Raw genomic sequence first — 21,767 nt, 5'->3', positions numbered from 1 at the left:
AGACCTGGGATGACAATGGTACGCTGCCCACCGCTGCATCTTACCAAATCATGCGGCTGCCACAGATAAGGATGACGGAGGGGAGGGACGGTTTTCCCTTCCCACCGAAACGGTCTAGTATGCGGCGCAGTGTTCCGCGCGCAGAGGTATCGCGGGCATGTGGAGGCTATCCTCTGACCACCTCAACCCCGATCTCTCAACGAGCTTCCCCCTCCTTTTCGACCTCACCACCTCTCCTTCGTCATCCTCGGGCTTGACCCGAGGATCCATGCTGCGCGCACGACGCTCCCTGTCTCGCGCTGAGTGCCGCACGGCTTTTTCCGTGCGCCGCCCATCATGGTCAATGATCGGTTAACCCCTTGGCGCTAGTATGAAATCCGTATTGCGTATCGGGGCACTTGCATGTGGACCAAACACCATAAAAAGCGGAAATTCGGCCGGCTTACCCTGCCGGTAATTACGGTCGCATTCCTTTCCTACTTCGGCTATCATTCCGTGCACGGCGATTTCGGCCTCAGGGGGATGGAGGATTTCGAACGGCAGAGAGTGGAGCGTCAGGCGCGCCTGGACATACTCGTGCGTCAGCGCCAAATCCTGGAAAAAGAAGTGGCTCTGATGAGCGACGGCTCGCTGGAGCGCGACATGCTGGATGAAAAAGCACGCTCCTATCTCAACATGTCCAGAGCCGACGAAATCGTGATTTTCCACTAGGAGTATGGATTAACTGAAATCAGGTTAATCGTAAATCTCCCTTACTAATCAGCGACTTACAAAGAATATAAGCCATGCATTTATGGCATTGCTGATGCGGAATTTCTCCCCTATGGTTTCCAACAAGAGGCAAACATAGGGAGGAACGCATGGCTCCGCGTAAAACCGCGTCCACGTCCAGCCGCAAGACAGCGGCTAAGCCTGTCAAAAAAGACTTCACCGGCGGCACCATCGCCGAATTCTCCAAGGAAGACGACCTCAAGGCCTATCGCGAGATGCTGCTGATCCGGCGCTTCGAGGAAAAGGCCGGCCAGCTTTACGGCATGGGCTTCATCGGCGGCTTCTGTCACCTCTATATCGGCCAGGAAGCTGTCGTCGTCGGCATGCAGCTGGCACTGAAGGAAGGTGACCAGGTCATCACCGGTTATCGTGACCACGGCCACATGCTCGCTTGCGGCATGAGCCCGCGCGGCGTGATGGCGGAACTGACCGGACGTCGCGGCGGCCTTTCCAAGGGCAAGGGCGGCTCCATGCACATGTTCTCCAAGGAAAAGAACTTTTACGGCGGCCACGGCATCGTCGGCGGACAGGTTTCGCTCGGCACGGGCCTCGCCTTCGCCAACCGCTACCGCGGCAACGACAATGTCTCGCTCGCCTATTTCGGCGACGGCGCTGCCAACCAGGGCCAGGTCTACGAGAGCTTCAACATGGCGGCTCTCTGGAAGCTGCCGGTCGTCTACGTGATCGAGAACAACCGCTACGCCATGGGCACGTCCGTGTCGCGCGCCTCCGCCCAGACCGATTTCTCGCATCGCGGTGCATCCTTCAACATCCCCGGCTTCCAGGTGGATGGCATGGATGTGCGCGCGGTGAAGGCTGCCGCCGACGAGGCCGTGGAACATTGCCGCGCCGGCAAGGGTCCGGTCATCCTCGAAATGCAGACCTACCGCTATCGCGGCCACTCCATGTCCGACCCGGCGAAGTATCGCTCGAAGGACGAAGTGCAGAAGATGCGCTCCGAGCACGACCCGATCGAGCAGGTGCGCGCCCGTCTTCTGGAAAACAAGTGGGCAAGCGAGGACGATCTCAAGAAGATCGACAAGGACGTCCGTGACATCGTCGCCGACAGCGCCGATTTTGCGCAGGCCGATCCGGAGCCGGATGCATCCGAGCTCTACACCGACATCCTGCTGTAAATCCGGGGAGGGACGAAAAATGCCAATCGAGATTCTCATGCCCGCCCTGTCTCCGACCATGGAGGAGGGCACGCTCTCCAAGTGGGTCAAGAACGAGGGTGACACCGTCAAGTCCGGCGACGTGATCGCCGAAATCGAAACCGACAAGGCGACGATGGAAGTCGAAGCCGTCGATGAAGGCGTGATCGGCAAGATCCTGATCGCCGCCGGCACCGAGGGCGTCAAGGTCAACACGGCGATCGCCGTGCTGTTGCAGGACGGCGAAAGCGCCGATGCCGCAGCCGCGCCGAAGGCCGCTGAAAAGCCGGCCGAAGCCGAGGCGCCCAAGGCTTCCGAGCCGGCACCGGCTGCCGCCGCGCCCGTTCCGGCTGCGCCGAAGACCGAAGCTGCCGCCGATCCGGATATCCCGGCCGGCACCGAAATGGTGATGACGACGGTGCGCGAAGCGCTGCGCGACGCCATGGCGGAAGAAATGCGCCGCGACGCCGACGTCTTCGTCATGGGCGAGGAAGTGGCCGAATACCAGGGCGCCTACAAGATCACGCAGGGCCTCCTCCAGGAATTCGGCGACCGCCGCGTCATCGACACGCCGATCACCGAACACGGCTTTGCCGGCGTCGGCGTCGGCGCGGCGATGACCGGCCTGAAGCCGATCGTCGAGTTCATGACCTTCAACTTCGCCATGCAGGCGATCGACCAGATCATCAACTCCGCCGCCAAGACGCTCTATATGTCGGGCGGCCAGATGGGCGCGCCGATCGTCTTCCGCGGCCCGAACGGGGCTGCGGCGCGCGTCGCGGCCCAGCACTCGCAGTGCTATGCCGCCTGGTACAGCCACATTCCGGGCCTGAAGGTCGTCATGCCCTACACGGCTGCCGATGCGAAGGGCCTCTTGAAGGCCGCCATCCGCGACCCGAACCCGGTCATCTTCCTCGAAAACGAAATCCTCTATGGCCAGCAGTTCGAGGTGCCGAAGCTGGATGATTTCGTGCTGCCGATCGGCAAGGCGCGCATCCACAAGAAGGGCAGCGACGTCACTGTCGTCTCGTTCGGCATCGGCATGACCTATGCGCTGAAGGCGATTGCGGAACTCGAAAAGGACGGCATCGACGTCGAACTGATCGACCTTCGCACCATCCGCCCGATGGACCTGCCGACCGTCATCGAATCGGTCAAGAAGACCGGCCGTCTCGTCGTCGTCGAGGAAGGTTATCCGCAATCCTCCGTCGGCACCGAGATCGCGACCCGCGTCATGCAGCAGGCCTTCGACTATCTCGATGCGCCGATCCTGACGATCGCCGGCAAGGACGTTCCGATGCCCTATGCCGCAAACCTCGAAAAGCTGGCGCTGCCGAATGTCGGCGAAGTCGTCCAGGCGGTCAAAACCGTCTGCTACAAATAAGGGGAGGGCGCATCCATGCCGATCAACATTACGATGCCCGCCCTCTCGCCCACTATGGAAGAGGGCAACCTCGCCAAGTGGCTCGTCAAGGAAGGCGACACCGTGAAATCCGGTGACGTCATCGCCGAGATCGAGACCGACAAGGCGACGATGGAAGTCGAAGCCGTCGACGAGGGCGTTGTCGCCAAGATCGTCATTCCGGCGGGTACGGAAGGCGTGAAGGTCAACAGCCTGATCGCCATCCTCGCCGCCGACGGTGAAGATGTGTCGGCAGCCGCTGCCGGCGGTGGTTCGGCAAAGGCCGAGGCCCCGAAGGCCGAAGCCAAGGCCGAAGCGCCGAAGGAAGCGGAAAAGCCTGCGGCTGCCGCGGCTTCGGCGCCTGCCAAGGACGGCAACGGCCTGTTCTCCTCGCCGCTCGCCCGTCGCATCGCCAAGGATGCCGGCATCGACATCAAGGCGATCACCGGTTCCGGTCCGCATGGCCGCGTGGTGAAGAGCGACGTGGAAAAGGCGGTCGCCTCCGGCGGTGCAAAGCCTGCCGCTGCCGCAGCGCCGGCTGCTGCCGCCTCGGCCGCACCTGCCGCAGCCCCCAAGGGCATGTCGGAAGAGGCCGTGCTCAAGCTGTTCGAGCAGGGCTCCTACGAGCTCGTGCCGCATGACGGCATGCGCAAGACGATCGCCAAGCGCCTGCAGGAATCCAAGCAGACGATCCCGCATTTCTACGTCTCGGTCGATGTGGAACTCGACGCGCTGCTGGCGCTGCGCGCCCAGATCAACGATTCCGCACCGCGCAAGGACGACAAGCCGGCCTACAAGCTCTCGGTCAACGACATGGTGATCAAGGCCATGGCGCTTGCCCTGCGGGATGTTCCGGATGCCAACGTCTCCTGGACCGACACCAACATGGTCAAGCACAAGCACGCCGATGTCGGCGTCGCCGTGTCGATCCCGGGCGGCCTGATCACGCCGATCATCCGCAAGGCCGAGCTGAAAAGCCTGTCGGCCATCTCCAACGAGATGAAGGATCTCGGCAAGCGGGCCAAGGAACGCAAGCTGAAGCCGGAAGAATACCAGGGCGGCACGACTGCGGTCTCCAACATGGGCATGATGGGCGTCTCGAACTTCGCCGCCGTCGTCAACCCGCCGCATGCGACGATCCTCGCTGTCGGCGCCGGCACGGAGCGGGTCGTGGTCAAGAAGGGCCAGATGGTCATCGTCAACGCGATGACGGTCACGCTCTCCACCGACCACCGCTGCGTCGACGGCGCGCTCGGAGCCGAACTGCTCGGCGCCTTCAAGCGCTACATCGAAAGCCCGATGGGGATGCTCGTCTGATAGCGGAGTGCGGCCATGAAAACGGTTCTCTGCTACGGCGATAGTCTCACCTGGGGCTACAGTGCGGAAACGCTCGACCGGCATTCCTTCGAGGATCGCTGGCCGAGCGTGCTCGCCAAGGCTCTGGGGCCGGAGGTCACCGTCATTGCCGAGGGCCTGAATGGCCGCACCACCGCCTATGACGATCATCTGGCGGACTGCGATCGCAATGGCGCGCGCATCCTGCCGACGATCCTGCACAGCCACGACCCGATCGACCTCGTGATCATCCTGCTTGGCGCCAACGACATGAAGCCGGTGATCTGCGGCACGGCCTTTGGCGCGGTGCAGGGCATGGAGCGGCTGGTGGATCTGGTGCGCCACCACGCCTGGTCGTTCGGCGGGCAGGACGGGCCGGAGATCCTGCTCGTTTCGCCGCCGCCGATCTGCGAGACGGCGAACACCGCTTTCGCGGCGATGTTTGCCGGCGGCGTCGAGCAATCGGCAATGCTGGCGACGCTTTACGCGGACCTTGCGGACGAGAGCGGCTGCGGCTTCTTCGATGCCGGCTCGGTGGCGCAGACGACGCCGCTCGATGGCGTGCATCTCGATGCGGAAAACACGCGGGCGATTGGCCGCGGGCTGGAGCCCGTCGTGCGCATGATGCTCGGACTGTAAACAAGAGAACATAGACGCGGTGTTTGTGCCCGCGCGAAAAAACAAGGCAGGAAACGACATGGCTCAGACTTACGACGTCATCGTTATCGGTTCGGGTCCGGGCGGCTATATCGCCGCGATCCGCGCCGCCCAGTTGGGCCTGAAGACGGCCATCGTTGAGCGCGAGCACCTCGCCGGCATCTGCTCCAACTGGGGCTGCATTCCGACCAAGGCGCTGCTGCGCTCCGCCGAGATTTTTCATTACGCCCAGCATCCGGGCGACTACGGCATCAAGATCGAAGGCTCCGTGACGCCGGATCTGAAGGCGATCGTCGCCCGCTCGCGCGGCATCGCGCAACGCATGAACGGCGGCGTCGGCTTCCTGATGAAGAAGAACAAGGTCGACATCATCTGGGGTGAGGCCAAGATCACCAAGCCGGGCGAGATCGTCGTGTCCAAGACGGCCAAGGCGATCCAGCAGCCGCAGGCGCCGCTGCCGAAAAACGTGCTGCCCGAGGGCACCTACACCGCAAAGCATATCGTCATCGCCACCGGTGCACGCCCGCGCGCACTGCCGGGCATCGAGCCGGATGGCAAGCTGATCTGGACCTATTTCGAGGCGATGAAGCCGGAAGAAATGCCGAAGTCGCTGCTCGTCATGGGCTCGGGCGCCATCGGCATCGAATTCGCCTCCTTCTACCGCACGCTCGGCGTCGATGTGACGGTCGTCGAAGTGATGAAGACGGTGATGCCGGTCGAGGATGCGGAAATCTCCGCGCTCGCCAAGAAGCAGTTCGAAAAGCAGGGCATGAAGATCCATCTGGAGGCCAAGGTCACCAAGGTGGAGAAGGGTGCCAACTCGATCACCGCCCATGTCGAGATGAAGGACGGCAAGGTCGAGAAGATCACCGCCGACCGGATGATTTCGGCGGTTGGTGTTCAGGCGAATGTGGAAAACATCGGCCTCGAAGCCATCGGCGTGAAGACCGACCGCGGCTTCATTGCCATCGACGGCTACGGCAAGACGAACGTGACGGGCATCTACGCGATCGGCGACGTCGCCGGCCCGCCGATGCTGGCCCACAAGGCGGAGCATGAGGCCGTGATCTGCATCGAGAAGATCGCAGGTCTTCCGAACGTGCACCCGATGGACAAGTCCAAGATCCCGGGCTGCACCTATTGCCATCCGCAGGTCGCCTCGGTCGGCCTCACGGAAGCCAAGGCCAAGGAACAGGGTCGCGACATCCGCGTCGGCCGTTTCCCCTTCGTCGCCAACGGCAAGGCCATCGCGCTCGGTGAAGACCAGGGCCTCGTCAAGACGATCTTCGACAAGAAGACCGGCGAGCTCTTGGGCGCCCATCTCGTCGGCGCGGAAGTGACCGAACTGATCCAGGGTTTCGTCATCGCCATGAACCTCGAAACCACCGAGGAAGAGCTGATGCACACGATCTTCCCGCATCCGACGATTTCCGAAACGCTGAAGGAAAGCGTGCTGGATGCCTATGGGCGTGCGCTGAACGCTTGAACGTGCTAAAGCCCGCCTCCACATGAGGCGGGCTCACTCTTTCAGGGTCCGCAGGGCAGGCGCTTGAGCCCGCCAGGAAAGTGGAAACGACATGGTCACGATTCTCGACCGCACCAATCCTTCGCCCGATGCCAAGCGGGTGCGCCATCCGGAAAAGGCCAACCGGCCGGACACGGAAGTGCTGCGCAAGCCGGAATGGATCCGCGTGCGCGCGCCCGTCTCCAAGGGCTACCAGGAGACGCGCGATCTTGTGCGCTCCCACAAGCTGGTGACGGTGTGCGAGGAAGCGGGCTGCCCGAATATCGGTGAGTGCTGGGACAAGAAGCACGCCACCTTCATGATCATGGGCGAAATCTGTACCCGCGCCTGCGCCTTCTGCAACGTGGCGACAGGCAAGCCGAACGCCCTCGACATGGCGGAGCCCGAAAACGTCGCCAAGGCCGTCAAGCAGATGGGCCTCAGCCACGTCGTCATCACCTCGGTGGACCGTGACGACCTCGCCGACGGCGGCGCCGAACATTTCGAAAAGGTGATCTGGGCGATCCGTGCCGCGTCGCCGCTGACGACGATCGAAATCCTGACGCCCGACTTCCTGAAGAAGCCCGGTGCACTGGAACGCGTGGTCGCCGCCAAGCCGGACGTTTTCAACCACAATATGGAGACCGTGCCGGGCAATTACCTGACGGTTCGTCCGGGTGCGCGCTATTTCCACTCCGTCCGCCTGTTGCAGCGCGTGAAGGAACTGGACCCGACCATGTTCACCAAGTCGGGCATCATGGTGGGCCTCGGCGAGGAGCGCAACGAAGTGCTCCAACTGATGGACGACCTGCGCACCGCCGACGTCGACTTCCTGACCATCGGCCAGTATCTCCAGCCGACCCGCAAGCACCACGCCGTCATGAGCTTCGTGACGCCGGAAGAGTTCAAGTCCTACGAGACTGTCGCCTACAGCAAGGGCTTCCTGATGGTCTCGTCGAGCCCGCTGACGCGCTCCTCGCACCATGCCGGCGACGATTTCGCCCGCCTTCGCGCCGCCCGCGAGCGCAAGGTTCTGGCTGCCGCGGAATAGACTTTTCCGCGAACCTCCTTTAAGCCCCGCCGTCCCGCAAGACGGCGGGGCTTTTCGTTTCGGGGGATGGCGATGACGGTTTACGTTTCGATTGAGGAAGCAGCAGAGCAGCTGAAGTCTGCCCACCGTGTTCTGGTCATCGGCTGTTCGGGCGGCGGGAAAAGCACGCTGTCAAACCGCCTGTGCGAACGTCTTGGCCTACCCTATGTTTCGATGGACCGTGATTTCTATTGGTTGCCGGGCTGGGTAAAGCGCGACAAGGCCGAAGAGAGGGTGCTGATCACGGAAACGGTCGCGCGAGCGCGGTGGCTCATGGATGGGACCGGACAATCGACGTTCGATTTGAGACTGCCGCGCACGAATATGGTGATCTGGGTCCGCCTTCCTCGCTGGAAATGTCTGCTTGGCGTGACGAGGCGAGGTTTCCGGTATTCCGGCAAAACCCGACCGGAGATGGCCGAAGGTTGTCTCGAACAAATACCCGACAGAGAATTCCTGTCCTATATCTGGAATTTCGAGAAGCGCACTGTGCCACAAATTCTCCTGCAGTTGCAAAGGCATGGGCCGGACGTTCCGGTTTTGCAGCTGAAAAGCCATTCGGAAATGCGCTGTCTTCTTGATCTTCTGGGCGCTCCCGCTTAATTGGCCCTCCATGCCTCAGTTCGAAACGCGCCGCCCGGTTCCCCATACGCCCGACCAGATGTTCGACCTCATCGCCGATGTCGAGCGCTATCCGGAGTTCCTGCCGCTCTGCGAGGGGCTCGCCGTGCGCTCGCGCAAGGAGCGCGACGGCAAGGAGCTGCTCGTCGCGGACATGACCGTCGGTTACAAGGCGATCCGCGAGACCTTTACCACGCAGGTGCTGCTCAACCGGGCGGAGCGCGCGATCGACGTGAAATATCTCGACGGGCCGTTCCGCTATCTCGACAACCGCTGGCGCTTCGAGCCGCTGCCGGATGGCGGCTGCAACGTGCATTTCTTCATCGACTACGAGTTCAAGAGCCGCATTCTCGGCGCGCTGATGGGCTCGATGTTCGACCGTGCCTTCCGCATGTTCACGGACGCTTTCGAAAAGCGGGCGGCGGCGATCTATACCGCCGGCTGAATTTTTCGATCGGCTCGCCCGTTACCGGGGCATGATCACCCGGTTCGCTCCCTTCGTCCTGATCGCCTTCATCTGCACGCCTGCGGCCGCGCAGGAAGCGCCGGGAGACTACATTCTTCTTCTCGACGACCAGAACCGGCCGCTCGCCGGAAGTTATCGTATCGGGCCGGATGTGAAGATGACAATCCAGGGCAGAGAGGACGGCTTGCCTCGAAATCCGGTTTATCTGGATCGCGCCTTCTTCCCCACCCGCGAAGCGGAAATGCTGGCCTTCTACAACGCGCGCCATTCCTATTCCTCCGATCCGGCAGCGATCGACGTCGGCGGCGAAATGCGCATCGTGGACACGGAGACGCTGCAGCCTCCGCTCTTCAAGGACCAGAAACCGGAGCGCGAGAAGGCGCTGAAAGTGAAGGTCTCGGCGCGCTTGGCCTTCGAGGTGAGCGGCTACAAGCTCGTCGGCAAGGCCTATACCGTCGAGGGATACGAACTTGGCGACGAGGACCGGCGTCTCGGCGACTTCTTCCATGTCGAGACGTTCGATATCGTGCTGTCCGCACCGGCAGCCCGCAAGATCGCCGTCCTCGAGACCGGCAAGGCCTTGAGTTCCAGCGAGTTCGAGGCGCTCTTCGTGGAGCGGTCAAGCCCCATTCCGGATTTCACGAAATGCGTGAGCGAAAAGCGCAAGACACCGGAGTACAAGGCGCTCGCCGAAAAGCAGAAGACGAGCGTCGATGCTTTCCTCGCGAAGAATTTCCCAGATGGTCAGGTTTTCTGGGCAGATACGGCGCTCTACGAGGCGAATTTCGCCACGAACATCTATTCGCTCTGCCCGAATTAATCCCGTGCGATCTCGATCAGCATTTCCAGCGCGGTGCGCACCGTCGCAAGCCTGACGGCGCTGCGGCCGATATCGCCGTAGCGCATTTCCCGATGCAGCGTCTCGTAGCCGGTGCGGGCTGCGGCGAGATGAACGAGGCCGACGGGCTTTTCATCCGAGCCGCCGCCGGGGCCGGCAATGCCGGTGACGGCGACGGAGATGTTGGCGCCGGAATTGCCGATGGCGCCTTGGGCCATTTCGAGGGCGGTCTCTCGTGAGACGGCGCCATGCGCCTTCAGCGTTGCATTGGCGACGCCGATCATCTCGCGCTTCGCCTCGTTGGAATAGGTGACGAAGCCGCGGTCGAAGACGCTGGAAGAGCCGGAGATTTCGGTGATGGCGCCGGCAATGAGGCCCGCCGTGCAGGATTCGGCGGTGGCGATCAGCAGTGTGCGCGCGGTGAAATCGGCGACGATGCCGCGGGCGGTGTCTTCGATGTCCTTCGGCCAGATGCTCATGCGTCGGTTCCCCTGTAGACGACGGTAGCGGTGGCGATGGCCGCAATGCCCTCGCGCCGGCCGACGAAGCCGATCTTCTCGTTGGTCGTGGCCTTGACCGAGCAGCGATCGAGCGAGATGCCGAGCATATCGGAGAGGTTCTGGCGCATCGTCTCGCGGTGCGGGCCGATTTTTGGGGCTTCGGCGATCAGCGAGACGTCGGCATTCATAATGGTGCCGCCGTTCTTGCGCACGATGCCGGCGGCATGTTCGAGGAAGATGCGCGAGGCGGCACCCTTCCACTGCATGTCGGACGGCGGAAAATGGTCGCCGATATCGCCGGCGCCGCAGGTGGCGAGCAGGGCGTCGGTCAGCGCATGCAGGGCCACGTCGGCGTCCGAATGGCCAGAGAGCTTCTGGTCGTGCGGGATGAAGATGCCGCAGAGCGTCACGCCGTCGCCTTCGACGAGCTGGTGCACGTCGTAGCCGTTGCCGGTGCGCACATCCGGCAGGCCGTGGGAAAGGCGCTGGTCGGCCATGGCGATATCCTTCTGCAATGTAAGCTTGACGTTGCCGGCGCTGCCTTCGACGAGATGCACGCGCACGCCCGCCCATTCGGCAATCGCGGCATCGTCGGTAAAATCGCCGTGGCCGGAGACGCTTGCGCGGCGGTGGGCTTCGAGGATCGTCGCGAAGTGGAAGGACTGCGGCGTCTGGGCGGCGAAGAGGCCGGAGCGGGAGACCGTTTCGGCGACATTGCCGTTGGCATCCGCGCGCTTCAGCGTATCGGCGACGGCGACGGCGGGCAGCACGGCGCGGGCACCGTTGTGGAAGGCGGCCAGCGTGCGCTCCAGCATGGCGTGCTCGACGAAGGGGCGCACGGCATCCTGGATGAGGACGTGGGTGATGTCCTCGTCGGCGAGCGCTTCGAGGCCGGCGAGTACGGATTGCTGGCGCGTCGCGCCGCCATGCACGACGATCAGGCGGTTGCCGGCGGGCAGGGCGGCGGTACGGGCCGCCTCAAACAGCGCCTCGTCATCCTTGTGTATCACGACCACGATACGCCGGGCCGGCTGCCAATTGACAAAGAGATCGAGCGTATGGGAGATGACCGGCCTTCCGCCGATGCGGCGGTACTGCTTGGGGCCTTCGGCATGGCTGCCCGCCCGCTCGCCGCGCCCGGCGGCAACGATCACCACGCCGCAGGATAGCGTCTTTTCCGCCAGCATTTCGGTTCTACATCTCCCAATTCAAAGCGTTTTGGTTGGTTTAGCCGGAAGGAAGCCGCAATTCCAGCGTCCCGCGGAAAATTGCAGTCCGATGTGATTGCGGCTTGGCAAGAACGACAACAATGGCTAAAAATAGTGCAGAGAGATGACCTGCTTGAAAGATGAGCATTTGACGATCCCCACCCTGTCAGCGCCCCTAGCGATCGGCGGCCGGACCCTCCGGAACCGGGTCGTGCTGGCGCCGATGTCCGGCGTGACGGACCTGCCGTTCCGCGATCTCGCCTGGCGGTTTGGTGCCGGGCTGGTGGTGACGGAGATGGTGGCGAGCCGCGAACTGGCGCTGAACGCGCGCGAAAGCTGGTCGCGCATCCGCAATTGCGGCATCCGGCCGCATATGGTGCAGCTTGCCGGCCGCGAGGCGCACTGGATGGCGGAAGCGGCGAAAATCGCCGAGGGCGAGGGCGCCGATATCATCGACATCAATATGGGCTGCCCCGCCAAGAAGGTGATCGGCGGCTATTCCGGTTCCGCGCTGATGCGCGATCCGGACCACGCGCTGGGCCTGATCGAGGCGACCGTCAACGCCGTGAAAGTGCCGGTGACGGTGAAGATGCGGCTTGGCTGGGATCACGATTCGATCAATGCGCCATATATCGCCCAGCGCGCCGAGGCGGCGGGGGCCGCGATGATCACGGTGCACGGGCGCACGCGCATGCAGTTCTACGAAGGCCGGGCCGACTGGGACGCGATCCGCGCGGTTCGTGATGTTCTGACGATTCCACTCATCGCGAACGGCGACGTGGAGACGGCGGCGGACGCCGAGGAGATCCTGCGGCGTTCCGGGGCCGATGCCGTGATGATCGGCCGCTCGGCGCAGGGGCGGCCGTGGCATCCGGCGGTGTTGGCCGGCGCTGCGGCGCATCCTTCGACGGAAGAGATCGCGGCGGTCGCGGTGGAGCACTACCGCATGATGCTCGATTTCTACGGCGTCGAGGCGGGGCTGCGCCATGCGCGAAAACATGTTGGCTGGTATCTGGAGCGTTTTGCGCCGGGCCTGCCGGGCACGGCAAAGGCGGAGATCATGACGGCACGCGACAGCGATTTCGTTGCCGATCGCCTGGCGGCCGCGCTGCTCGGCGATCAAGCTGCAAAACTCGGAGAGGCTGCATGACCGGAAAGACCGGAGAGCCGCATGCCGCCGCACCCGAGCTGGCGCTCGCCGTGCTCAACGCCATCCAGAACCCGGTGATCCTCGTCGATGCGAGCGGCCTGATCGCCTTTGCCAATTGGGAGGCCGAATCGTTTTTCGGCGCGAGTGCCAGCCATCTCGCCCGCCACAACGTCTCCACCGTCATCCCCTTCGGCAGCCCGTTGCTGACGCTCATCGACCAGGTGCGCGAGCGCAAGGCGCCCGTCAGCGAATACCGCGTCGACCTCTCCTCGCCACGGCTTGGCGCGGAAAAGCTCGTCGATATCTATGTGGCGCCGGTGACGACCGAGCCGGGCTCGGTGGTCATCGTCATCCAGGAACGCTCGATGGCGGACAAGATCGACCGGCAACTGACCCATCGCGGTGCGGCGCGCTCGGTGACGGGGCTTGCCTCCATGCTGGCGCATGAGATCAAGAACCCGCTGTCCGGCATCCGCGGTGCCGCACAGCTTCTGGAAACCTCCGTCATCGACGAGGACCGGGCGCTGACGCGGCTGATCTGCGAGGAGACCGACCGCATCGTCTCGCTGGTCGATCGCATGGAGGTGTTTTCCGACGAGCGGCCGGTCGATCGCGTACCGCTCAACATCCATGCCGTGCTCGACCATGTCAAGGTCGTCGCCCGGGCGGGTTTTGCGCGCAATATCAAGATCACAGAGCTCTACGATCCGTCGCTGCCGCCGGTTTTCGCCAATCGCGACCAGCTCGTGCAGGTCTTCCTGAACCTCATCAAGAACGCGTCGGAAGCGATCGGCGACCGGCCGGACGGCGAGATCCAGCTCACCACCGCCTATCGGCCGGGCATCCGGCTTTCGGTGGCCGGCACGCGGGAAAAGATTTCGCTGCCGCTGGAATTCTGCGTGCATGACAACGGGCCGGGCGTGCCGTCGGACCTGCTGCCGCATCTCTTCGACCCCTTCATCACGACCAAGACCAACGGCTCCGGCCTTGGCCTCGCGCTTGTTGCAAAAATCATCGGCGGACATGGCGGCATCGTCGAATGCGACAGCCAGGGCTCCCGCACCACCTTCCGCGTGCTGATGCCGGCGTCGCGCGGCGTCAGCGAAGACGACGACTTTCCCAAGACCAAAGGACATATCTGATGACAGGCGCCACAGTCCTCGTTGCCGATGACGATGCCGCGATCCGCACGGTTCTCAATCAGGCACTGAGCCGCGCCGGATATGACGTGCGCATTACCTCCAACGCAGCGACGCTCTGGCGCTGGATTGCCGCCGGTGAGGGCGACATCGTCGTCACCGACGTCGTGATGCCGGACGAAAACGCCTTCGACCTGCTGCCGCGCATCAAGAAGGCCCGGCCGGACCTGCCGGTGCTGGTGATGAGCGCGCAAAACACCTTCATGACGGCGATCAAGGCTTCGGAGAAGGGCGCCTACGACTACCTGCCGAAGCCGTTCGACCTGACGGAACTGATCGCGATCATCGGCCGGGCGCTGTCCGAGCCGAAGCGCAAGCCCGCCCGCCTCGACGACGACACGCAGGACGGCATGCCGCTCGTCGGCCGTTCGGCGGCGATGCAGGAAATCTACCGCGTGCTCGCCCGTCTCATGCAGACGGACCTGACGCTGATGATTACCGGCGAATCGGGCACCGGCAAGGAGCTCGTCGCCCGCGCGCTGCACGACTACGGCAAACGCCGCAACGGCCCCTTCGTCGCGATCAACATGGCGGCGATCCCGCGCGACCTCATCGAATCGGAACTGTTCGGCCACGAGAAGGGCGCCTTCACCGGCGCGCAGACACGCTCGACCGGCCGCTTCGAGCAGGCCGAGGGCGGCACGCTGTTTCTCGACGAGATCGGCGACATGCCGATGGATGCGCAGACGCGCCTTTTGCGCGTGCTCCAGCAGGGTGAGTACACCACCGTCGGCGGCCGCACGCCCATTCGCACCGATGTGCGCATCGTCGCGGCGACCAACAAGGACCTGAAGCAGTCGATCAACCAGGGCCTTTTCCGCGAGGACCTCTATTACCGCCTGAACGTCGTGCCGCTGCGTTTGCCGCCGTTGCGCGACCGGGCGGAGGATATTCCCGATCTCGTGCGCCATTTCGTGCAGCAGGCGGAGAAGGAAGGGCTCGACGCCAAACGCTTCGACCAGGGGGCGCTGGAGCTGATGAAGGCGCATCCCTGGCCGGGCAACGTGCGCGAGCTGGAAAACGTCGTGCGCCGGCTGACCGCGCTCTATCCGCAGGATGTCATCTCCCGCGAGATCATCGAGACGGAGCTGCGCGCCGATATCCCCGACAGCCCGATCGAGAAGACCGTGGTGCGCGGCGGCTCGCTCTCCATCTCGCAGGCGGTCGAGGAAAACATGCGGCAGTATTTTTCGAGTTTTGGCGATGGGCTGCCGCCGGCCGGGCTCTATGACCGCGTGCTGGCCGAGGTGGAATACCCGCTGATTCTGGCTGCGCTCACCGCTACGCGCGGCAACCAGATCAAGGCCGCCGACCTGCTTGGCCTCAACCGCAACACGTTGCGCAAGAAAATTCGCGAACTGGGTGTATCTGTGTACAGAAGTTCGCGCTCTGCTTGACTTAACGGCAAGCGGCGTTGCATTTTGGCCACAATCTGTTGCTTGAGGGTAACAGAGGGGTTCTGCGGCCGAATAGGTCCGCGTGCCTGATCGTCATGGATCCGGGTGCGACAAGCGGCCGGTTCCTCGCGCGGTCGGCGCTACTCCCAAAACACGAGAATAACGCCGGCACCTTTTCAGTGTGTACGGTGGGGAAGCGATGCGGCAGATGACGGACGGCGTGAGCCTGCTTTCGAGCGGAAATGAGAAGGGAACGGGCGCCGACCGGCGCGCCTCCTTCGCCTTGCCGGGCCTGGTGCTTGCGGGCGGCGCGCTCGTTGCCGCGACGATCTCGCTGTTCATCCTGCTCGGCCTGACGCCGATCAAGCCGGAAGCCAATGTCGTCATCGCCTCGGCGGCGATCAATGCGGTGTTCATCGTCGGCCTGATGTTCCTGATCGGCCGCGAGATTTTGCGGCTGCTGCGTGCCCGCAGCCGCGGCCGTGCAGCCGCGCGCCTCCATGTGCGCATCGTGGCGCTCTTCTCCATCGTCGCGATCACGCCCGCGGTGCTCGTGGCGATCTTCGCCTCCATCACGCTCGATGTCGGCCTTGACCGCTGGTTCTCCATCCGCACCCAGTCGATCGTCAGCTCGTCGCTCAATGTGGCGCAGGCCTATGTGCTGGAAAATGCGAGCTATTTGCAGGGCCAGACGGCCTCGATGGCCAACGACCTCGACCGCAACCGACAGCTCTACAGCCTCGACCGCACCGGCTTCATCGAGCTGATGACGCGCCAGGCGCGCGGGCGCAACATGCTGGGCGCCTTCCTGCTGCGCGCCGATGGCTCGACCATTTTGCAGGCGAACATCCAGATCGAAAATCCTCTGCCGGCAGTGCCGGAAGATGCGCTGAAGGCGTCCGCGGCCGGCCAGCCGACGCTGATCCCGCCGGGCACGACCAACCTCGTCGGCGCCATCATCAAGCTCGACAACATTCCCGACGCCTTCCTCTACACGATCCGCACCGTCGATCCGGAAGTCATGCGCTCCATGCGCCTGATGGAGGAGAACACGGCGGAATACCGGGCGCTCGAAGCCGGACGGACGACCTTGCAGATCGCCTTCGGCGTGCTCTATCTCGGCTTCGCGCTGATCGTGCTGCTCGCCGCGATCTGGACGGCGATCGCGGTCGCCGACCGTATCGTGCGGCCGATCCGCCAGCTGATCGGTGCTGCCGACAGCGTGGCATCCGGCAATCTCGACGTCAGCGTGCCGGTGCGCACGGCGGATGGCGACGTCGGTAACCTTTCGCGCACCTTCAACAAGATGATCGCGGAAATCCGCGCGCAGCAGGACCAGATTCTCGACGCGAAGGACGAAGTCGATCATCGCCGCCGTTTCATCGAGGCGGTGCTGTCCGGTGTCACGGCCGCCGTCATCGGCGTCGAGGATGACGGGCGCATGACGATCGCCAATCTATCGGCGGAAATCCTGCTGGGGCGCAATGCCAATGACCTGATCGGCCAGCCGCTGACGGACGTGGCGCCGGAAATCGCGGCCGTGCTGGCGGAGGGCTCCACCCGCCACCGCAACAATTACCGCAAGCAGATCAACATCATGCACGGCGGCAAGGAGCGGACGCTGAACGTGCAGGTGACGCGCGAAGAGGCGAAGGACGCGAAAGACTCCTACGTCGTGACCATCGACGACATTACCGATCTCGTCATCGCCCAGCGCTCGACCGCCTGGGCGGATGTCGCGCGGCGCATCGCCCACGAGATCAAAAACCCGCTGACGCCGATCCAGCTTTCCGCCGAGCGCATTCGCCGGCGATATGGCAAGCAGATCGACCAGGAAGACCGCGCGGTCTTCGACCAGTGTACGGATACGATCGTGCGCCAGGTCGAGGATATCGGTCGCATGGTCGATGAATTCTCCGCTTTTGCGCGCATGCCCAAACCGACCAAGGAACGCTCGGACCTGCGCAACATCCTGAAGGACGCGGTTTTCCTGCGCGAGATGGGCAACAACCATGTCGTCTTCCGCAAGGATTTTGGCGACGAGCCGCTCGAAGGCCTATTCGATGCGCGCATGCTCGGCCAGGCTTTCGGCAACCTCATCAAGAACGCCGTGGAGGCGATCGAGGCGCTGCCGCCCGACGTGACGCGCGACGAGCGCAAGGTCCTCGTGCGGGCGACGCCCGACGACGCAGGACGGCGGTTCGTCGTTGATGTGATTGACAACGGCAAGGGTTTGCCGATGGAGAACCGGCACCGGATTCTCGAACCCTATATGACGATGCGCGACAAGGGCACGGGGCTTGGCCTCGCCATCGTGAAGAAGATTATCGAAGACCATGGCGGGCAGCTGGAACTGCATGACGCGCCTGCGGATTTCGACAACGGCCATGGGGCGATGATCCGCGTGATCCTGCCCTACGAGGAAACGGCGGCCGTCGATGCGGACAATAAGAGCAAGGAAGTGAGCCATGGCGTCTGATATTCTTGTGGTGGACGACGAACAGGACATTCGCGAGATCGTCTCCGGCATTCTATCCGACGAGGGCCATGAGACGCGCACGGCCTATGACAGCGACAGCGCGCTGGCGGCCATCAGCGACCGCTTGCCGCGCCTCGTCTTCCTCGACATCTGGATGCAGGGCAGCAAGCTCGACGGGCTGGCGTTGCTCGACGAGATCAAGAGCCGCCATCCCGACCTGCCTGTCGTGATGATCTCCGGTCACGGCAACATCGAGACCGCAGTTTCGGCGATCCGACGCGGGGCCTACGATTTCATCGAGAAGCCGTTCAAGGCCGACCGGCTGATCCTCATCGCCGAGCGGGCGCTGGAGAATTCGAAGCTACGCCGCGAGGTGACGGAACTGAAGAAGCGCTCCGGCGATCCGGCCGAGCTGATCGGCACCTCCGTCGCCGTCTCGCAGTTGCGCCAGACGATCGACAAGGTCTCGCCGACCAACAGCCGCATCATGATCCTCGGTCCCTCCGGCTCCGGCAAGGAGCTGGTGGCGCGCATGATCCATCGCAAGTCGAGCCGCGCGGCGGGGCCGTTTGTCGTGCTGAACGCGGCGGCGATCACGCCGGAGCGCATGGAGGTGGCCCTCTTCGGCACCGAAGGCACGCCCGGCCAGTCGCGCAAGACGGGTGCGCTGGAGGAATCGCACGGCGGCATCCTCTATCTCGACGAGATCGGCGAAATGCCGCGCGAGACGCAGAACAAGATCCTTCGCGTGCTGGTCGACCAGCAGTTCGAGCGCGTCGGCGGCTCGAAGCGGGTGAAGGTGGATGTGCGCATCATCTCGTCCACCGCCTATAATCTCGAAAGCCTGATCGCCGAGGGCGGTTTCCGCGAGGATCTCTACCATCGCCTGGCCGTGGTGCCGGTGCGCGTGCCGCCGCTCGCCGAGCGGCGCGAGGACATTCCTTTCCTCGTCGACATGTTCATGCGCCAGATCAGCGAACAGGCGGGCATCCGCGCGCGAAAAATCGGCGACGACGCGCTGGCCGTTCTCCAGGCGCACGACTGGCCCGGAAATATCCGCCAGTTGCGCAACAATATCGAGCGGCTGATGATTCTCGCCCGCAGCGACGGTCCGGACACGGCGATCACCGCCGACATGCTGCCGACGGAAGTGGGCGACATGCTGCCGAAGATTTCGACCCAGGGCGACCAGCACATCATGACGCTGCCGCTGCGCGAGGCGCGCGAAATGTTCGAACGCGACTATCTCATCGCCCAGATCAACCGCTTCGGCGGCAACATTTCCCGCACGGCCGAATTCGTCGGCATGGAACGCTCCGCGCTCCATCGCAAACTGAAATCGCTTGGCGTATAAGGCCCTCAGGGTTTTGAGGGATTCTCGGGCATGAAGGTCATCATCTGCGGCGCCGGTCGCGTCGGCTACGGTATCGCAGAGCGGCTCTCGGAAGAGGGCAACGACGTCTCGGTGATCGACACGCAGCCGTCGCTCATCGCCGCCATTACCGAGACGCTGGATGTCAGCGGCATCGTCGGCCATGGCGCGCATCCGGAGGTGCTGGCGAAGGCCGGCGCCGACCAGGCGGACATGCTGATCGCCGTCACGCTGTTCGACGAGATCAACATGGTCGCCTGCCAGGTGGCCCATTCGCTGTTCAACGTGCCGACGAAGATCGCCCGCATCCGCTCGCAAAGCTATCTGGTGCCGGAATATTCCGACCTGTTTTCGCGCGAAAACCTGCCCATCGACGTCACCATCTCGCCGGAAGTCGAAGTGGGCAAGATGGTGCTGCGGCGCATCTCCTTCCCGGGCGCGACGGACGTGGTGCGCTTTGCCGACGACCGCATCGTCATGGTCGCGATCGAGTGCATGGAGGATTGCCCGGTCGTCGAGACGCCGCTGAAGCAGCTGAGCGAGCTCTTTCCGGACCTGAACGCCACCGTCACCGGCATCTTCTCCAATGGAAAACTCTTCGTGCCGAATTCCTCCGACCAGCTGCATTCCGGCGATCTCGCCTATGTGGTCTGCGACAAGGGGCATGTCCGGCGCACGCTGGCGCTGTTCGGCCATGAGGAGCAGGAGGCGGCGCGCATCGTCATCGCTGGCGGGGGCAATATCGGCTATTTCGTCGCCAAGGCGATCGAGGATTACCAGCCGAAGACCCGGCTGAAGATCATCGAGAACGACCGCGAGCGTGCCGTGGCGGTCGCCGACAAGCTGCGCAACACCGTCGTGCTGCACGGCTCGGCGCTCGACCAGAAGATGCTGTTGCAGGCCGATATCCAGGATGCCGACCTGATCGTGGCGCTGACCAACAACGACCAGATCAACATCCTGGGCAGCGTGATGGCCAAGCGCCTCGGCTGCAAGCAGAACCTCGTCCTGATCAATGATCCGAGCTACCAGGATTTCACCAAGACGCTCGGCATCGATGCGCATATCAATCCGCGCGCCGTGACGATCTCCGGCATCCTGCAACATGTCCGCAAGGGCCGCATCCGCTCGGTCTATGCGGTGCAGAAGGGGTCCGCCGAGGTGATCGAGGCGGAAGCGCTCGAAACCTCGCCGCTCGTCGGCAAGCCGCTGCGCGAGATCGAGCTGCCGCCGGGCATCCGCATCGGCGCGATCTACCGCGACAAGACGGTGATCCGGCCGGACGGCAACACCAAGATCAAGGCGAAGGACCGCGTCGTGCTTTTCGCCGCCGCCGCGGCCGTGCGCCATGTCGAGCAGCTTTTCCGCGTAAGCATTCAGTATTTCTAGGATCTCCGATGCCGCGTATCGCCTATGTCAACGGCCGTTATGTCCGCCATGCCGATGCCGCCGTGCATATCGAGGATCGGGGTTTTGTCTTCGCGGACGCGGTCTACGAGGTCTGCCAGGTGCAGCGCGGCTATATCGTCGACCTGACGCGCCATCTCGACCGGCTCGATCGCTCGCTTAGTGAAATCCGCATCCGCCCGCCGATGCCGCGCGCAGCACTTTCGGGAATCATGCGGCAGGTGCTGCGCCGCAATCATGTCGTCAACGGCATGGTCTATCTCCAGGTGACGCGCGGCGTTGCAAAACGCGACCACGTCTTTCCGTCGCCGGATGTGCGGGCTTCGCTGGTCGTTACGGCCAAGAGCCTGAACCCGGCGGTGAATGCTGCGAAATATGCGGCGGGAATCAAGGCGATCACGGTGGAGGACAACCGCTGGGGCCGGGTAGATATCAAGACCGTCGGCCTGCTGCCGAACGTTCTGGCACGCCAGCAGGCGAAGGAGGCCGGCGCGCAGGAAGCGATTTTTGTGGACGGCGAGGGCAATGTGACCGAGGGTGGCGCGACGAATCTCTGGATCGTCGACAAGGCCGGAAACCTCGTTACACGGCCGGCCGATCATGGCATCCTTAGCGGCATCACCCGCAGGACGCTCATGGATGTCGCGGAAAGGCTTGGCCTGCCGGTCACAGAGCGTCGATTCACCGTCGCGGAGATGCTGGAGGCGCGGGAAATCTTCGTCACCGGCGCCACGACGATCTGCCTGCCGGTCGTTTCCGTCGATGGCGTGACCATCGCCAACGGCCATCCCGGCATGGCGGCGCAGAAAATCCGCGAAGCCTTTTTCGCCGTTGCGGAGAAGACTGCGATTTGATACCAAAATCGACGGTCCGGCAGTTTCTGCCGGGCAAGGGGACAATTTATTTTCAGGCAACCGGTCTCAAGGGCCGGCAATCAGAAAGAAGCGGCGCGATGGCGGAACGTTCTCAGAACCTGCAGGATCTTTTTCTTAATACCGTTCGCAAGCAAAAGATTTCTCTCACGATCTTTCTCATCAACGGGGTCAAGCTGACCGGGGTTGTCACGTCGTTCGACAATTTCTGTGTGCTGCTCCGTCGCGACGGTCATTCGCAGCTCGTGTACAAACACGCGATCTCCACCATCATGCCGGGCCAGCCGTTGCAGATGTTCGAGACCGAGGAAAGCGGCTCCTGACAGGACCCACGAAAATTAAAAA

The 21,767-nt window shown here is 63.3% G+C and carries 20 protein-coding genes; 18 read left to right on the top strand and 2 right to left on the bottom strand.

Annotated features, from left to right (window positions below):
* Positions 1-402: 402 nt before the first annotated feature.
* From AC1RWL_RS31065 to AC1RWL_RS31020, 10 genes are all read left to right on the top strand, one after another.
* A complete protein-coding gene (locus AC1RWL_RS31065) occupies positions 403-711 on the top strand; it encodes an FtsB family cell division protein (RefSeq protein WP_256115849.1) in 309 nt (102 codons plus the stop codon).
* Positions 712-860: 149 nt separating this feature from the next.
* On the top strand, positions 861-1,907 hold the full coding sequence (pdhA, locus tag AC1RWL_RS31060) for a pyruvate dehydrogenase (acetyl-transferring) E1 component subunit alpha (RefSeq protein ID WP_256115850.1): 1,047 nt from the start codon (positions 861-863) through the stop codon (positions 1,905-1,907).
* A gap of 19 nt (positions 1,908-1,926) precedes the next feature.
* The gene (locus AC1RWL_RS31055) at positions 1,927-3,309 is read left to right on the top strand and encodes a pyruvate dehydrogenase complex E1 component subunit beta (RefSeq protein ID WP_493097279.1); all 1,383 of its coding nucleotides are present in this window, start codon (positions 1,927-1,929) and stop codon (positions 3,307-3,309) included.
* A gap of 15 nt (positions 3,310-3,324) precedes the next feature.
* On the top strand, positions 3,325-4,644 hold the full coding sequence (locus tag AC1RWL_RS31050; RefSeq protein WP_493097280.1) for a pyruvate dehydrogenase complex dihydrolipoamide acetyltransferase: 1,320 nt from the start codon (positions 3,325-3,327) through the stop codon (positions 4,642-4,644).
* 15 nt (positions 4,645-4,659) lie between these two features.
* Positions 4,660-5,301 (top strand): SGNH/GDSL hydrolase family protein, encoded by a 642-nt coding sequence (locus tag AC1RWL_RS31045; RefSeq protein ID WP_493097281.1) that lies wholly within the window; start codon positions 4,660-4,662, stop codon positions 5,299-5,301.
* A gap of 58 nt (positions 5,302-5,359) precedes the next feature.
* Entirely contained in the window at positions 5,360-6,805 is a 1,446-nt protein-coding gene (gene lpdA, locus AC1RWL_RS31040; RefSeq protein ID WP_493097282.1) for a dihydrolipoyl dehydrogenase, read from the top strand.
* A gap of 91 nt (positions 6,806-6,896) precedes the next feature.
* Positions 6,897-7,874, top strand: coding sequence for a lipoyl synthase (gene lipA / locus AC1RWL_RS31035; RefSeq protein WP_256115855.1), 978 nt, complete (start codon positions 6,897-6,899; stop codon positions 7,872-7,874).
* A gap of 72 nt (positions 7,875-7,946) precedes the next feature.
* Positions 7,947-8,516 (top strand): P-loop NTPase family protein, encoded by a 570-nt coding sequence (locus tag AC1RWL_RS31030; protein WP_493097283.1) that lies wholly within the window; start codon positions 7,947-7,949, stop codon positions 8,514-8,516.
* Positions 8,517-8,526: 10 nt separating this feature from the next.
* The gene (locus tag AC1RWL_RS31025; RefSeq protein ID WP_439616798.1) at positions 8,527-8,979 is read left to right on the top strand and encodes a type II toxin-antitoxin system RatA family toxin; all 453 of its coding nucleotides are present in this window, start codon (positions 8,527-8,529) and stop codon (positions 8,977-8,979) included.
* 31 nt (positions 8,980-9,010) lie between these two features.
* Complete coding sequence (locus AC1RWL_RS31020) at positions 9,011-9,820, top strand: hypothetical protein (RefSeq protein ID WP_493097284.1); 810 nt, start codon at positions 9,011-9,013, stop codon at positions 9,818-9,820.
* On the opposite strand, the gene AC1RWL_RS31015 is transcribed toward AC1RWL_RS31020, so the two are convergent.
* On the bottom strand, positions 9,817-10,311 hold the full coding sequence (locus AC1RWL_RS31015; protein ID WP_493097330.1) for a CinA family protein: 495 nt from the start codon (positions 10,309-10,311) through the stop codon (positions 9,817-9,819). The genes AC1RWL_RS31020 and AC1RWL_RS31015 overlap by 4 nt on opposite strands.
* A 2-nt stretch (positions 10,312-10,313) precedes the next feature.
* Positions 10,314-11,525, bottom strand: a complete 1,212-nt coding sequence (locus AC1RWL_RS31010; protein ID WP_493097285.1) for a bifunctional 2-C-methyl-D-erythritol 4-phosphate cytidylyltransferase/2-C-methyl-D-erythritol 2,4-cyclodiphosphate synthase — start codon at positions 11,523-11,525, stop codon at positions 10,314-10,316.
* A gap of 145 nt (positions 11,526-11,670) precedes the next feature.
* On the opposite strand from AC1RWL_RS31010, the gene dusB reads away from it, so the two are divergent.
* The 8 genes from dusB (at position 11,671) to hfq (ending at position 21,745) form a co-directional block, all read left to right on the top strand.
* The gene (dusB, locus tag AC1RWL_RS31005; RefSeq protein WP_493097286.1) at positions 11,671-12,696 is read left to right on the top strand and encodes a tRNA dihydrouridine synthase DusB; all 1,026 of its coding nucleotides are present in this window, start codon (positions 11,671-11,673) and stop codon (positions 12,694-12,696) included.
* Positions 12,693-13,838 carry a two-component system sensor histidine kinase NtrB gene (locus AC1RWL_RS31000; protein WP_435268441.1) on the top strand — a complete coding sequence of 382 codons (1,146 nt, stop codon included), beginning with the start codon at positions 12,693-12,695 and terminating at the stop codon, positions 13,836-13,838. The genes dusB and AC1RWL_RS31000 overlap by 4 nt, the downstream gene beginning before the upstream one ends.
* On the top strand, positions 13,838-15,292 hold the full coding sequence (gene ntrC, locus AC1RWL_RS30995; RefSeq protein WP_493097287.1) for a nitrogen regulation protein NR(I): 1,455 nt from the start codon (positions 13,838-13,840) through the stop codon (positions 15,290-15,292). The genes AC1RWL_RS31000 and ntrC overlap by 1 nt, the downstream gene beginning before the upstream one ends.
* A 208-nt stretch (positions 15,293-15,500) precedes the next feature.
* On the top strand, positions 15,501-17,771 hold the full coding sequence (locus AC1RWL_RS30990) for a sensor histidine kinase NtrY-like (RefSeq protein WP_256116184.1): 2,271 nt from the start codon (positions 15,501-15,503) through the stop codon (positions 17,769-17,771).
* On the top strand, positions 17,761-19,125 hold the full coding sequence (gene ntrX, locus AC1RWL_RS30985) for a nitrogen assimilation response regulator NtrX (RefSeq protein WP_493097288.1): 1,365 nt from the start codon (positions 17,761-17,763) through the stop codon (positions 19,123-19,125). The genes AC1RWL_RS30990 and ntrX overlap by 11 nt, the downstream gene beginning before the upstream one ends.
* Positions 19,126-19,155: 30 nt before the next feature.
* The gene (trkA, locus tag AC1RWL_RS30980) at positions 19,156-20,532 is read left to right on the top strand and encodes a Trk system potassium transporter TrkA (protein ID WP_435268443.1); all 1,377 of its coding nucleotides are present in this window, start codon (positions 19,156-19,158) and stop codon (positions 20,530-20,532) included.
* Positions 20,533-20,540: 8 nt separating this feature from the next.
* A complete protein-coding gene (locus AC1RWL_RS30975; protein WP_493097289.1) occupies positions 20,541-21,404 on the top strand; it encodes a D-amino-acid transaminase in 864 nt (287 codons plus the stop codon).
* Between the two features lie 98 nt (positions 21,405-21,502).
* On the top strand, positions 21,503-21,745 hold the full coding sequence (hfq, locus tag AC1RWL_RS30970; RefSeq protein WP_023514954.1) for an RNA chaperone Hfq: 243 nt from the start codon (positions 21,503-21,505) through the stop codon (positions 21,743-21,745).
* Positions 21,746-21,767: the final 22 nt, after the last annotated feature.

The organism is Shinella sp. GW821-FHT10F02 (genome assembly GCF_058809275.1).
The sequence above is the reverse complement of the archived record's forward strand: the minus strand, read 5'-3'. Positions and strand labels throughout refer to the sequence as shown.